We start from the raw sequence: 13540 nt of genomic DNA on the forward strand, positions 1-13540 counted from the left end.
CCGCGCGTGCTTCTGCTGCGGACTCCTCACTGAAACCGGTGTACTGCCATGTCTCAGACCTGGGCAGTCGTGCCCACCTGCCTTCCTCTTGTCATCCGCCGTTGCCACGCCTGCGCGTCCGAGCGTTTCCGAGCGAACGGCAAGTTCCGCGTCAACGCCAACCACAAGCTGCTCGACGCCTGGCTCCTCGTGCTCTGCACCGGGTGCGGGGAGACTGCGAAGCTCACGATCTTCGAGCGGGCCGATGTGCGAACCGTACGGCCGGAGCTGCTCGACCGGCTCCATCACAACGACCTCGGCCTGGCCGCCGAGCTGCTCCAGGATCCGGTCGTGGCACGCCGTAACCGCATCGCCCTCGACTGGGACGGCGCCTGGCGGCTCGACACCGGCGAGCCGGAGGAACCGGAGCGCGAGGTGATCGACGTGTCGGTCCGCTTCGCGGCGCGGATTCCGGTCCGGCCGGTGCGGCTGATCGCCGAGGGCCTCGGCCTGCCGCGGGCCGAGGTCGAGCGGCTGATCGTGGCGGGGAGTCTCGTCTCCTCGGTCCGGTTGAGCGGCAAGCTCTCCGGCGACTTCACGTTCACGCTCAAGCGCTGAGCTGAGCCGGCTCAGCCCCGGGCGACGGCGGCATGGATCGTCGCTGCGATCTCCTCGAGGGGGTCGCCGTCGCCCGCGGACAGGTGGTTCCTCGTCACGGCGATCGCGAGGTTCAAGGCGGGATAGCAGCCGGACAGGCCGCCGCCGTCGCCGCTCCAGCCGATCCGGTCACAACCGGGCTGTGCCACGTACCCGAGGGTCTTGGGCAGGTCGCCGCCGACCGCCCAGTCCGGACCGCACGTCAGCGTCGTCGTGATCGTCTTGAGCCGCTCGGCGGAGATCAGCCGTACGCCGTCGACCTCGCCCATCAGCGCCGCGTACATGCGGGCGACGGCGCGGGCGCTCACCGTCGCGATCGCGGGGATGTGGGCGCGCAGGATCTCCCGGCGGTTCGCCAGCGCGGCGTCGGGGCGTACGCCGGGCGGCGCGACCGTGTCGAAGTTCTCCAGCTGCTCGCTCAGCGTCTGCAGCATCGCGGACCAGTTGCGGTCCTTGAGCCGGGCGACCCGGTTCACCTGCTCCGGGGGTACGCCGAAGAACAGCTCGCGGTCGGCGCCGAGCGGACGCGCCACCTCCTCGGCCAGCACCCAGGCGATCGGCTTGTGCGCGGCGCGGCGGACCACCTCGCCGATCAGCCAGCCGTACGTCCACTCGTGCAGACCGTGCCGCGTACCCGGTTCCCACAGCGGCACCGACCCGGCGATCGTCCGGCACATCGCGTCCCAGTCGAGCAGATCCTCCGCCGTCGTGTACGGCGGCAGCTGCGGCACCCCCGCCGCATGCGTCAGCGCGTGCCGCAGCGTGGTGTCCTGCTTGCCGTGCCGGGCGTACTCCGGCCACACGTCGGCGATCCGCAGGTCGTAGCCGAGCGTGCCCCGCTCGGCCAGGACGTGCACCGCGGTGCTGGTCAGACCTTTACCGATCGAGTAGCTCGGGAACGGCGTGTCCGGGGTGACCGGCGCGCCCGTCGCCTCGTCGGCGAGCCCGGACACCTGGTTGACGATCAGCCGCCCGTCCAGGTACGCCGCGACCTGGACGCCGATCTCGCGCCCGGCGCCGACGAGCCCGTCGATCCGCCGCTGCACCTCGCCGCGCAGGCCCGCCCAGTCGTCCACGAGCCCAGCATCGCGCACCCACCGGCGGTCCAGCAGGCGAATGGCGGCCGGATGGTCGGGTTAACCCTACCGCCGGTCGGCCGGTCAGCGGGATCGGCGCGCGGGCCTCCGGTGACTAGCGTCAACGCCATGACCACCAGCATCCTGCCCGCGCCGGAGCGCCGGGTCCCCGGCCTGCGGCTCCTGCGGCAGCTCGCCCTCGACACGCAGTTCATCCTGCTCGGCTTCCCGCTCGGCCTGGTCACCCTCGTGGTCTGCCTGACCGGGTTCGCCGTCGGCCTCGGCACGGCCGTCATCTGGGTCGGGGTCCCGCTGCTGATCGGCACGATCATGCTGGCGCGCGGCTTCGCGACGGTCGAACGGGCCCGGATCGCGCCGGTCATCGGCCGGCGGCTGCCGCACCCGTACTACAAGCGGGCCGGCGCGGGCGCGTCGTTCGCCCGGCGCACGCTGACCCCGCTGACCGACGGCCAGTCGTGGCTCGACCTGCTGCACGGGGTGCTGCGGTTCATCCCCAGCACGATCGCCTTCTCCTTCGCTGTGACCTGGTGGGCCGGCGCGCTGGGCGGGCTGACGTTCCCGCTGTGGGACTGGTCCATCCCGCGCGGGCCGGACAACACCGATCTGCCGGAGCTGCTGGGCATGGGCGACGCCTGGTCCACCCGGGTCGCCTTCTACATGGCCGCCGGTTTCTTCTTCCTCGGGACGCTCTACCCGGTCATCCGCGGGGCCGCCCTGCTCGAGGGGCTCTTCGCCCGCGGCCTGCTCAGCGGCGTCAACGAGCTGCGCGAACAGGTCGCCGAGGCGGAGGCCGCCCGCGACACCGCCCAGGCGCAGAAGGCCGCCGCCGTCTCCGCCGAGGCGACCGCGCTGCGCCGGCTCGAACGCGACATCCACGACGGCCCGCAACAGCGGCTGGTCCGGCTCGCCATGGACCTGGGCCGCGCCGAGCAGCAGTTCGCCACCGACCCGGACGCGGCCCGGGCCACGGTCGCCGAGGCGCTGGCCCAGACCCGCGAGACGCTGGACGAGCTGCGGGCGCTGTCGCGCGGCATCGCCCCGCCGATCCTGGTGGACCGGGGCCTGAAGGCTGCGCTCACCGCGCTGGCCGGGCGGTCGACCGTACCGGTGGACCTGGACGCCGAGCCGATGTCGCGGCTCGACCCGGCGGTCGAGTCGACCGCGTACTTCGTGGTCGCCGAGGCGCTCACCAACGTCGCCAAGCACAGCCACGCCAGCGAGGTGCACGTCAGCGTCCGCCGCTCACCCACCGGGCTCATGATCACGGTGGCGGACGACGGTGTCGGCGGCGCCAGCCTCGCGAAGGGCCACGGCCTCGCCGGCCTGGCCGACCGGGTCCAGGCCGCCGGCGGCGTGATGAACGTCGACAGCCCCGCCACCTCGGGTACGACGCTGACGGTCGCCCTCCCCCTCTAACTAGAGCTAGCGCCAGGGCACCGCGGTGTCAGGTCAGCTCAGGTGGTTGCCGGGAGTTGCTGGAGGATGCGGTTGGCTTGCCGACGGTTGGTCAACCGGACGAGGTTGGCGCGGTTGCCGTACTCATGGAGCAGGGGCGTGACGCGGGGCCTCATGCTGTGTCGGTACCCGAGGGTGTACTTGATGAATGACCAGGTGATGCGGTTGTAGACGTCATCGGCATGCTGACCGCCCCGGTAGCGCAGCCAGCGCTGCGCGATACCCCACAAGCAGGTTCGAGCGGACAAATCGAGGAAGATGAGGGTGTCGGCGCGTGCCACCCGGATTGACGGAATGGAGGCGTGGTTCCCCTCGATGGTCCACCGGTCGGCGGCTACTAGTTCGTGTTGCAGGACCGCGAACTTTTCCGGCGGGGTGGGGTTCCAGGCCTCGTCGTAGTACAGGGCGTCGAGGTTGGTGACGCTCATGCCGAGGTGGCGGGCGAGGACGGTCCTGCGCGAACTGCCGCAGCCGCTGATGGCGATTCTGTCCACGGTTGGCGACCGTAGTCCTTCACTCGTCGGGCAAGACCGGCGCGCCGACCGTTGACGGCACCATGAAGTTCGTGCTTGCCGGCGTTATCCATATTCGCGCCAACCGCAGGGAGGTCGCCGCCGAGTGAGATCGAGGTATGGACTCGAACAATGCCGGGTCAGCGTGCCTCAGTCCCAGCAGCGGCGTTACAACTTCGAGGTGCGGCACAAAGGCAAGTCGCCGTAGGCGAGATCACCGGCGATTTCCCGGACAGCAGGCGGGTCGTATGTGTGTTTGCCGATGACTTCCGTTATGCGCCTGAAGCTCACGAGGTCTACACCACGGTCCGCTGCAGCAGCGCAGTAGTTCTTGAAGCGCAAGGTCAGTTCAGCGTGGCCGGGCTCAGGTGGGCGACTTAGGGCTAACGCCGCAGCCTTGCGGCGTTCATGATCGAGTTCCGTACGTCCGCACATCGTCTTGGTGATGGCCTCAGCTTCGGCAAAGGTGCGTGTGCTAATGAGCGCTTGCGCGACTTGATTGAGGCGGAGGACGGAAGAACTCGCCAATGTGTAGGCCGTGGCGCTTGCTGCGTTCAACGCAATAAGGGCGCCTTTGTCCCTGATCTCGGCGTGGCCCCCTACGCCTTTCGCTGCAGCTGCGATCAACATGGTGGCTTCCGAGGGATGGAATTCGAGAGCGCCAAGATAGGGATCCACGTTGGTGACATCCAGTTGCAGGCAGGTGGCGCCGGCCTCGATGAGGTCGTGATGAACCGTATTTGCCGCGAGTTCACCATCGAGGCCCGGGCCGAGGACAGCGACGGTCGTTGGGACCGGCAGAGCGGTTACTGCGGCCAGCGCCAGTGAGTCGCCAAGGGGGCTGAGAAGGGTGGGCTCGTCGCCCCGCGCGGCTACGTCTCCTCCGACATCGACCAGAACGACCTCATCGGCATTCAGCGCCTCAAGCAATTCTGTGAGCTGTTGTCGCATGCCCTGGGCGCCGCAGCTGGGGTCCATAAGTACAAACTGTGCGTCGGTGTGTCGGGCGAGCAGCGTCAGGCCGGAAGTCCCTCCAGCCGGCAGCAGGCTGTCACCGCTGACCACCCAGCAATGTTCACTGATCTGTGTCAGGCGCTGGAAGTCCGCCGGGGTCCGCGGTCCTGGATGGGGATCGATGATGTAGCGGTCCCACGAGTAGCTGACCACGACTGCCGTCGAGCCGAACGGGCCGGCCGCGCTCCGGAACATCAGGGACGCCAGCGCGTCACCGCCACCGCCTGCAGCCACGTACACGGGTCTGCTCACGCGGCCACCTTACGACCATCCGGCTAGAGTGGCCACTGGACTATGCCGTTGGGTCGCCTGGAGGTTGCCGTGCCTGAGATCCAGGTCGCCTTGCCGAAGTATTTGCAGATCGCTAACCACCTGCGTGAACAGATTCTGAGAGGAGACCTCGCGCCGGGCGCCGAGGTTCCGAGTGAACGTCAGCTCGCCCAGGAGTGGAGAGTGGCGCGTCCGACCGCGTCGCGGGCCCTCGACACGCTCCGCCGTGAAGGGACTTTGGAATCGCGCCAGGGGGCCGGTACGTACGTTCGGGATGTCCAGGCCCACCGCCGCCCGCTGCATCGCTATCACCGGTACCGTCAGATGGGCGGTCAGTACGGTCCTGGCGAACGCCTCGCCATCGTTCGAGCCGAGATCGTCGATGCACCCGACTATGTGGCGCAGGCGCTGCGACTGGATGTTGGCGCTCAGGCGATGCTCCGGGAGCGGATCATCTCGCGTGGCGACTCCGAGCTGATCGAGATTGCCACCTCGTGGTGGCCGGCGAGTCTTGCTGGCCAGTGCCCACGATTGCTTGAGCCTGAGTCCCTCGGCGGCATGGGGAGCGTCCGTTACGTCGAGTCGGTGACTGGCCGGGTAGCGGCCTATGCCCGCGATCAGGTGGCAGCTCGTCTGGCTACACCGCAGGAGGTCGAAGTGCTCAAACTGGAGTCGCCAAGCGCCGTGCTTGCGTACCGGCACACCGTCTACGACCGCTCTGATCAGCCGCTCGAGTTCGCCGAGGCCGTGTACCCGCCCGAAGTCTGGACCATCGAGCAGGAGTACCCGATCGACTAAGCGGGCGCGGGGCGAAATCAGAGGTTGACTCTGTGAAGTGGACTATGCCACTGTGGATGAAGCGGCATAGTCCACCCCTTGGGCGCCGAACTGGGACCAGCGCCACCGATTCCGTCATGCGAGAGCACCAACTGCAAGCTGTGAGGAGGCGTCAATGTTGCTGCTCATTGTCGTTGGAGGCATCGCCGTCCTGGGCGCGCTTCCGCCGACGCGGTCGACAAATCTTCCCCCACATCCGCACCTCGGCAATCGAGAACCGCCGGTTTCTGCAACGCGCGGTGCGCTGGCTGACCGCCGAGGCCGGCATCCGCCAATTCCTCGACGTCGGCACCGGCATACCCTCCGCCGACAACACCCACGAAGTCGCCCAACGCCACGCCAGCGACGCCCGCGTGCTGTACGTCGACAACGACCCAATCGTCCTCACGCACGCCTGCGCTCTGCTCACCAGCCACCCCCTAGACCGCACCGAGTACATCGATGCCGACCTCAGATATCCGGAAACCATCCTCGACGACCCCACCCTGAAGACCACCCTGGACCTCACTCAACCAGTCGCATTCCTGCTCGTGGCCGTCCTGCACTTCCTCACCGACCACGACGACCCCCATACCGTCGTGACGACCCTGCTCGACCGGCTCCCTACGGGCAGCTATCTCGTGCTCTCACACGCCAGTCTCGAACTCCTGCCACCGGAGACCGCCGACGCTCTCACCAGCGGTGACATCCCCGGCCGCGGTGACTTCACCAGCCGCACCCACCAGCAGGTGGAACGCTTCTTCGGCGACCTTGACCTCGTCGCACCAGGCCTTGTTGTCGCCAGCCAAGGCGCCCGCCACCGGTGAGCACACCAGCCCCTCCGGAGCAGGTCGCCGCCTACGCCGGTGTCGCCCGCAAGACCCATGATGCGAGGCCGCCGCTGGCCATTTGACTCCGCCGATTCCAGCGGCCCGCCTTAACCATCGGATTTGCTCGCAGGGGCGAGCAGTCGCGGGACAAATCCTCGAGGAATCCACCGAAATCACGCCACAGGCAGAGGAGAGAAGACCGTGCTGAAGATATTGGTCACGGGCGGCGCCGGATTCATCGGCTCGCATTTCGTCCGGCGGCTGCTCGGCGCAGGCGGCAGCGCCCGGATCACCGTCCTCGACGCACTGACCTACGCCGGCCACCTCGGAAACCTGAGTGCCGCCGCCCTAGAGGACGGCCGAGTCACGTTCGTGCAAGGCTCGCTGAACGATCGGGCAATCATCGAGGATCTGGTCGCCGGGCACGACACCGTCGTGCATTTCGCGGCCGAGTCGCACGTGACCCGCTCGCTCGGCGACGCCGGCAGCTTCGTACAGACCAACGTGCTGGGCACCTATCACCTGCTCGACGCGGCCCGCACCCACGGGGTCGACAAGTTCGTGCAGGTCTCCACCGACGAGGTGTACGGGCCGGTGCGCACCGGCACGGCCCACGAGGACGACCCGCTACGACCTACCGTGCCGTACGCGGCGTCGAAGGCGGCCGCGGAGATGATCGCGATGTCGTACTTCCACACCTACCAGGTGCCGGTTTGCGTGACCCGCTCGTCCAACATCTACGGCCCCGGCCAGCATCACGAGAAGCTGGTGCCGCTGTTCATCACGCGGCTGCTATCGGATAGGAGGGTGACCCTGCACGGCCGCGGCGAGCACGTGCGCAACTGGCTGCACGTGGAGGACAACTGCCAGGGCATCGACCTGGTCATGCGCACCGGTCTGCCCGGCGAGACGTACAACATCGGAGGCGGCACCACCAAGACCAACAAAGACCTCACCGCGATGATCCTCGCCGCGTGCGGCGCCGGCTGGGACGCCGTCGAGTACGGCCCGGACCGGCAGGCCAACGACATCCGGTACGCCGTCGACTGGAGCAAGGCCCGCGAAGACCTCGGCTACCAGCCCACCTGGACGCTGCAGGACGGCCTCGCCCAGACCGTGCAGTGGTACCGCGAACACCGCGACCGCTGGGACACCCCGCAGCCCGTTACGGTCGGCGCGAGAGCCGGCACGGAGGGGTCCGGCGATGCCTGCTGACCTGACCGCCCGGCCGATCCTGGTCACCGCCGTCGGCGGGGCACCGGGCTTCGACCTGGCCCGGATGCTGCTGGACCGCGGCTACCCCGTCATCGCCGCTGACGCCGACCCGTACGCGGCCGGTCTGTTCCTGCCCGGCGTCACCCCCCGCGTGCTGCCGCTCAGCGGCGCCGACCACTATGCCGCCGCGCTACTCGAGCTCTGCCGCACGCACCGTCCTGCCGCGCTGATTCCGACCGACGAGGGTGAGATCCTGCGGCTCATCGACGTGCGCGAGCGGATCGAGGCGCTCGACGTGCGCACCTGGCTGCCCACCCACGACGCCGTGAGCGCCTGCCACGACAAGGCCGTCTTCCACCAGCGGGCCCGCGAGCACGGCATCCCGACGCCCCGCACGTGGCTGCCGGATCAGCTCGGCTGGATCCCCGACGGTCTGGACCTGGTCGTGAAGCCGCGCCGCGGGCACGGCGCACAGCAGGTGCAGTTCTGCCGCACCGCCCGGCAGGCGCGGCTGCTGTGCGAGCTCGTCGACGACCCGATCGTGCAGGAACGCATCACCGGCACGGAGTTCACCGCCGACTGCCTCGCCGACCGCACCGGCACCGTATCGGTGATCCCGCGCCGCCGCCTTAGGGTCCGTAACGGGCTCGCGGTGGCCGCCGCGACTTTCCGCGACGACCAGGTGGCGGAAGCGGTGACCGCCACCGTGCGCGCCGTCGGCATGACCGGGCTGTGCTGCGTGCAAGGCTTCCTCACCGACAGCCCGGATCGGATCGTGATCACCGAAGTCAACGCGCGGATCGCCGGCGCGTTCCCCGTCAGCGTCGCCGCGGGTGCCGACCTGGTCGGCCAGTTCCTCAACGGCGCGTTCTCGCTGCCCGTCGACCACGACCGGCTCCGATTTAGCCCCGAGATCTACCTGGTCAAGTATGTGGAGACGCTCGCCGCCGGCGCGATGCCGCTGGCCGCGGCCCGGCCGGTCGGCTCGCCGATCCCGGCCGAGGTAATCGCGGGAGGCCTCCGATGACGCTGACGCTCACCGGCGGCGCAGGACGCAACGCCGGCCCGATCCTGCACGGCCCAGAGATAGACGCAGTCGCCGACGCACTGCGCGCCGGACACTACGGCCACGGACCCCTCACCGAACACTTCGAGCACGCGCTCGCCGCGTTCCTCGGCGTCGCGGACGTCGTGACCGTCGCCTCCGGCACCACCGCCATGCACCTGGCGCTTCTCGCCGCGGGCGTCGGCCCCAAGCATGAAGTGATCGTGCCGTCGATGACGTTCTGCGCCTGCGTGCAGGCCATCGTCGCCACCGGCGCCCGGCCCCGCTTCGTCGAGGTGGACCCGGCCACCCTCTGCGTCCGCGCCGACGACGTCCTCGCCGCGGCGACCCCGGCAACCGCGGCCGTCCTGCCGGTCCTGTTCTCCGGCCGGGCCGTCGACCTGACCGGCATCCAGCAGCAGCTCGACGAGCGCGGCATCACCATCGTCGAGGATGCCGCGCAGGCGTTCGGCTCCGATCTCGCCGGCCGCCTGATCGGCACCAATCCGAAGCTGATGACGTGCTTCTCGTTCGGACCGACCAAGAACCTCACCTGCGGCGAGGGCGGCGCGATCGTGCCCCGCACCGCCGAGGAAGCCGACCTGCTGCGCCGGCTGCGGACCGTCGGCATCGCCCAGAGCCTCGCCCAGCGCGCCGAAGCCACCAGCTACGAAGTCGCCGGGTTCGGGCTACGCGCCCACCTGTCTTCGCTGTCCGCCGCCATCGGGCTAGTCCAGCTCGCCCGCTTCGACGACGCACGCACCCGCCGCCGGCAGCTGTGGGCGGCCTACGCTGCCGCCCTGGCCGGCACGCCGGACGTTCAGCTGACCGACGTCGACATCGCGCACACCGTCCCGTTCAACCTCGTCGTGCAGGTCCCGAACCGCGACCGGGTCTTTCACCGGATGCGCCAGGCCGGCATCGGCGTCGGCGTGCACTACCCGCCCAACCACCTGCAGCCGGCGTTCGCGCGCTGGTCCACCAGCCTTCCTGCGACCGAGCAGATCGGACGCCAGGTCATCAGCCTGCCGTTCCACCCCTCGCTCAACTCCGGCAATCTTCAGCAGGTCGTCACGGCTCTGCGCGATGCGCTGACCGCCTGACGCCGGCCCGGCAACGCGCACGTTAAGCCGTCGACGCCGGGCGGCCGCGTCAATCCCGAAAGGATCTCCTCGTCATGCGTCCTGAATTGCAGCACAGCATCGCGCCCCTGCGGCCCACGACCGCCAAAGTGCTTGCCACCGAGCTGTCAGCTCAGCTGAACCACCTCCGCCCGCAACCGGCCCTGCAGCTGGCGGCCATGCGCGAGTTCGTCGCCCGACCGGACACCGCCAGCTGGACCGCGGAGACCATCCGGCGCATCCTCAGCGACCGCGGACACCTGGCCGAGATTGCCGCACAGTCCTTTGCCCACCCGAACGGGTTCGACTCCATCGTGCTGGAGAACAGCCTGCCCAGCCACCGCGTCCGGCTTCACATCTGGTGGCCCGAGACCCAACTGGTCACCGAGGACGTCCATAACCACGCCTGGAGCTTCGCCTCCCGTGTGCTGTCCGGCGCCCTGCACTTCAGGACCTACCGTCCGTCCGGCAAAGGCACACCCTTCTTTCACTACCCGTACCGCTACGGCGACACCGGCGCCTGCGCCGGTAACCATGCCGACACGGTCAATCTGGTCATCACCTTCGACGGCTGCTTCCCCGCGACCATGTACTACAGCTACGACCTCAACGAGCTGCACCGCATCGCGCCGATCAAGACCGACCAGCCGGTCGCCACGCTGGTCCTCACCGGGACGCTGCAACGCGACGGCTCGGACGTCTACACCGAGCAGGCTCGCCACGGTGAGGGCTACCGGCTGCTGAAGGAGCCGTACACCGCGAACCAGTTGGCCGATCGGCTGCGCCGCTACCTCGCATGCCTCTGACCCGGGCGGCTCGCACCGCCGCCAATGCCGTGCACCGGGAAGCAGCACGCTCCATGCCGTCCACCACGTCTGCCGCCCGCAGGATCCTGGTCGTCTGCCTCGGCAACCACTGCCGCAGCCCGCTCGCCGCGGCCGTCCTGGCCCGCCGCGGCGGGAGCGCCGTCGAGGTGCACTCGGCTGGGCAGGCCCCCCAACACGTCGACCGGCCCGCCCATCCACTGATGGTCGCCGCGGCCCGCGAGATCGGCTACGACCTTACGGACGACCGTGGCGTCCAGCTCACCGCAGACCTGCTCGGCTGGGCGGACTTGATCCTGGCCATGGATTAGGCGGTCGCCGAACAGCTCCAGCTGCGCGCCGCACCGGCCAGCCAGCCCAAGATCCGCACCTATCTCACCGGCGCCGACGTGCCCGACCCTTGGGGAAAGGCGGCTGCCGATTTCGCCGCATCCGTGGCCCTTGTCGATGTCGGCGCGGCCTAGCACCTTGACATTTCCCTACTCCACGATCAGGCGTTCCCGGCACAACGAGGTCGCTAAACTGCCCCAACTCATCCGGTAAGCCCTCGCAATCCCTCTCGGAGTGGCCAGGCATGTCCCTTCACAGCGCGCAACGCCTCCATGCCCTGCGCATGATCGTCACCGGGGGCGGTACCGGCGGACACACGTACTGCGCCCTCACCGCGGTCACCGCCCTTCAGGCCCGGCTCGCCGAAGCCGGCGCCGCGCCCGAACTGCTGTGGGTCGGCGTCGCCCACGGCCTCGAGGCCGCCGTCTCCCAGCGCCACCACATTCCCTTCAAAGCAATCACCACCGGCAAACTGCGGCGCTCGCTCAACCCTCGCGACGTGCTCCGCAACCTCGTCGACGCCTTCCGCATCCCCCTGGGCGTCGCCCAAGCCGCGTTCACCGTTGCTCGTACCCGGCCTGCGGTGGTGCTCAGCACCGGCGGATACGTCTCCGTCCCGATCGGGCTCGCCGCCCGGCTCTTCGGTGTGCCTTACCTGCTACACGAGCAGACCCTCATCCTCGGGCTGGCCAACCGCATCCTCGCCCGGTTCGCCACCCGCATCCTGCTCAGCCACGAAGCATCCCTCGACCACCTCCCAGCTCGGGCTCGGAGCCGGGCGGTCGTCACTGGCAACCCGATCCGGCCGGCGGTCCTGCACGGCAACCCGGAGAGAGGGCTGGCCGCCTTCGAGCTTGACCCGGCCGTCCCGCTCGTGCTCGTGACCGGCGGCGCATCCGGCGCCCAGCAAGTCAACCGGATGCTCGCCGCGGCTCTACCCGACCTCCTGTCCCACTGCCAGATCGTTCATCAATGCGGCAGCCTCAGCCATGCCGAGATGCAAGACACCGCCCGGGCGCTACCCCCCCATCTGGCACATCGCTACCACATCGTCGACTTCATCCACGACGAAATGCCCGACCTGCTCGCCGCAGCGACCATCGTCGTCGCACGCAGCGGCGCCGGAACCGTCGCCGAACTCACCGCCCTCGGCAAAGCCTGCATCCTCATCCCCTACCCTCACGCCGCCGGCGACGAACAACGCATCACCGCCCGCCATCTCGCCGAACAACACGCCGCCATCATGCTCGACGGCGCCCAAGCCACCCCCGCACATCTGCACAACGCGATCAGCTCCTTACTGGCCGAACCGCACCGCCGCACCGCGCTCGCCGCCGCAGCCAAAGCCCACGGCCGACCCACCGCCGCCACCCAGGTCGTCACAGAGGTTTTGGCGGTCGCGGCCCACGCCAGCCGCTGACACCGCTTCCACGACGATGGAGCCTGTCACGCGCAGAGCCGAAGGCGCCGCCGAGCCATCGGTGGTTAGAAGATCGTCAGATACGGGCTGCCGCCGGTGACCATCTGACCAGGTCACCTTGTCGGCGTCGCGACACCGCCCCGCACGAGGGCGCCGCTACCCTCTCCTCACAGCCACCGCAGTCGCGGAGATCGCCAGCTAGCCCCCTCTGGCTGCGGGTCCGCCCGCTAGGCTCGTCGCCATGCGGGTGGTGATAGCCGACGACGCCGTGCTGCTGCGCGAGGGGCTGGTCCGGCTCGTCGAGGAGAACGGCTGCACCGTCGTCGCGGCGGTCGGCGACGGGCCGTCGCTGGTCGAGGCGATCGCCCGGCACGAGCCGGATGTGTCCATCGTGGACGTCCGCATGCCGCCCACCCACACCGACGAGGGCCTGCGTGCCGCCGTCGAGGCCCGTGGCCGGGTGCCCGGCAGTCCGGTCCTGGTGCTCTCGCAGTACGTCGAGGTCGAGTACGCCGACGACCTCCTGGCCGATCGCCTCGGCGCGGTCGGCTACCTACTCAAGGACCGCGTCTCCGACGTCGCCGAATTCCTCGACGCGCTGCGCCGGGTCGCCGCGGGCGCGACGGTCCTCGACCCCGAGGTGGTCGGCCAGCTCCTGGTCCGGCGCCGCCGCGACGACCCGCTGCGCAACCTCACCCCCCGCGAGCGCGAGGTCCTCGGGCTGATGGCGGAGGGCCGCTCCAACACCGCGATCGCCCGCAAGATCGTGGTCACCGACGGCGCGGTCGAGAAGCACGTGCGCAACATCTTCACGAAGCTCGACCTCCCCCCGGACGACGAACAACACCGCCGCGTCCTGGCCGTCCTGGCCTACCTGCAGCAGGGCTGAGCAACGGGTTGGTGGGGTTAGCCCTACCCCGGACCGGGATGGTGGCCGGTTCGTTTCGTCGCTTGC

15 protein-coding genes are annotated in these 13540 nt (G+C 69.3%); 12 read left to right on the top strand and 3 right to left on the bottom strand.

Annotated features, from left to right (window positions below; all coding sequences use genetic code 11):
* Nucleotides 1-48: 48 nt before the first annotated feature.
* Nucleotides 49-597 carry a DUF1062 domain-containing protein gene (locus tag AB0K03_RS10725; protein ID WP_364682930.1) on the top strand — a complete coding sequence of 183 codons (549 nt, stop codon included), beginning with the start codon at nucleotides 49-51 and terminating at the stop codon, nucleotides 595-597.
* An 11-nt stretch (nucleotides 598-608) separates the two neighbouring features.
* Here AB0K03_RS10725 and AB0K03_RS10730 read toward each other — a convergent pair whose 3' ends face one another.
* A complete protein-coding gene (locus AB0K03_RS10730) occupies nucleotides 609-1712 on the bottom strand; it encodes a serine hydrolase domain-containing protein (RefSeq protein WP_364682931.1) in 1104 nt (367 codons plus the stop codon).
* 129 nt (nucleotides 1713-1841) lie between these two features.
* On the opposite strand from AB0K03_RS10730, the gene AB0K03_RS10735 reads away from it, so the two are divergent.
* Nucleotides 1842-3149: a sensor histidine kinase gene (locus tag AB0K03_RS10735; RefSeq protein WP_364682933.1), complete on the top strand. Its 1308-nt coding sequence runs from the start codon at nucleotides 1842-1844 to the stop codon at nucleotides 3147-3149.
* A gap of 38 nt (nucleotides 3150-3187) precedes the next feature.
* On the opposite strand, the gene AB0K03_RS10740 is transcribed toward AB0K03_RS10735, so the two are convergent.
* Nucleotides 3188-3682, bottom strand: coding sequence for a topology modulation protein (locus AB0K03_RS10740; protein ID WP_364682935.1), 495 nt, complete (start codon nucleotides 3680-3682; stop codon nucleotides 3188-3190).
* 2 nt (nucleotides 3683-3684) lie between these two features.
* On the opposite strand from AB0K03_RS10740, the gene AB0K03_RS10745 reads away from it, so the two are divergent.
* The gene (locus AB0K03_RS10745) at nucleotides 3685-3810 is read left to right on the top strand and encodes a hypothetical protein (protein ID WP_364682937.1); all 126 of its coding nucleotides are present in this window, start codon (nucleotides 3685-3687) and stop codon (nucleotides 3808-3810) included.
* 58 nt (nucleotides 3811-3868) lie between these two features.
* On the opposite strand, the gene AB0K03_RS10750 is transcribed toward AB0K03_RS10745, so the two are convergent.
* On the bottom strand, nucleotides 3869-4966 hold the full coding sequence (locus AB0K03_RS10750) for a DUF1152 domain-containing protein (RefSeq protein ID WP_364682939.1): 1098 nt from the start codon (nucleotides 4964-4966) through the stop codon (nucleotides 3869-3871).
* Nucleotides 4967-5035: 69 nt separating this feature from the next.
* Here AB0K03_RS10750 and AB0K03_RS10755 point away from each other — a divergent pair, with 69 nt between their 5' ends.
* The 9 genes from AB0K03_RS10755 to AB0K03_RS10795 all read left to right on the top strand — a co-directional run bounded on the left by AB0K03_RS10755 (nucleotide 5036) and on the right by AB0K03_RS10795 (nucleotide 13474).
* Complete coding sequence (locus AB0K03_RS10755; protein ID WP_364682940.1) at nucleotides 5036-5782, top strand: GntR family transcriptional regulator; 747 nt, start codon at nucleotides 5036-5038, stop codon at nucleotides 5780-5782.
* 167 nt (nucleotides 5783-5949) lie between these two features.
* Nucleotides 5950-6627 carry an SAM-dependent methyltransferase gene (locus AB0K03_RS10760; RefSeq protein WP_364682942.1) on the top strand — a complete coding sequence of 226 codons (678 nt, stop codon included), beginning with the start codon at nucleotides 5950-5952 and terminating at the stop codon, nucleotides 6625-6627.
* 204 nt (nucleotides 6628-6831) lie between these two features.
* Nucleotides 6832-7845 (top strand): dTDP-glucose 4,6-dehydratase, encoded by a 1014-nt coding sequence (locus AB0K03_RS10765; RefSeq protein WP_364682944.1) that lies wholly within the window; start codon nucleotides 6832-6834, stop codon nucleotides 7843-7845.
* A complete protein-coding gene (locus AB0K03_RS10770) occupies nucleotides 7835-8872 on the top strand; it encodes an ATP-grasp domain-containing protein (protein WP_364682946.1) in 1038 nt (345 codons plus the stop codon). The genes AB0K03_RS10765 and AB0K03_RS10770 overlap by 11 nt, the downstream gene beginning before the upstream one ends.
* The gene (locus AB0K03_RS10775; RefSeq protein WP_364682947.1) at nucleotides 8869-9993 is read left to right on the top strand and encodes a DegT/DnrJ/EryC1/StrS family aminotransferase; all 1125 of its coding nucleotides are present in this window, start codon (nucleotides 8869-8871) and stop codon (nucleotides 9991-9993) included. The genes AB0K03_RS10770 and AB0K03_RS10775 overlap by 4 nt, the downstream gene beginning before the upstream one ends.
* 74 nt (nucleotides 9994-10067) lie before the next feature.
* The gene (locus tag AB0K03_RS10780; RefSeq protein ID WP_364682949.1) at nucleotides 10068-10817 is read left to right on the top strand and encodes a hypothetical protein; all 750 of its coding nucleotides are present in this window, start codon (nucleotides 10068-10070) and stop codon (nucleotides 10815-10817) included.
* A 53-nt stretch (nucleotides 10818-10870) separates the two neighbouring features.
* Complete coding sequence (locus AB0K03_RS10785) at nucleotides 10871-11146, top strand: hypothetical protein (protein WP_364682951.1); 276 nt, start codon at nucleotides 10871-10873, stop codon at nucleotides 11144-11146.
* A gap of 263 nt (nucleotides 11147-11409) precedes the next feature.
* Nucleotides 11410-12585, top strand: a complete 1176-nt coding sequence (locus AB0K03_RS10790) for a UDP-N-acetylglucosamine--N-acetylmuramyl-(pentapeptide) pyrophosphoryl-undecaprenol N-acetylglucosamine transferase (protein WP_364682952.1) — start codon at nucleotides 11410-11412, stop codon at nucleotides 12583-12585.
* Nucleotides 12586-12826: 241 nt separating this feature from the next.
* Nucleotides 12827-13474: a response regulator transcription factor gene (locus tag AB0K03_RS10795; protein WP_364682954.1), complete on the top strand. Its 648-nt coding sequence runs from the start codon at nucleotides 12827-12829 to the stop codon at nucleotides 13472-13474.
* The last annotated feature ends 66 nt before the right edge of the window (nucleotides 13475-13540 follow it).

Origin of the sequence: Actinoplanes sp. NPDC049316 (assembly GCF_040677315.1) — a bacterium.
Lineage (GTDB): Bacteria > Actinomycetota > Actinomycetes > Mycobacteriales > Micromonosporaceae > Actinoplanes.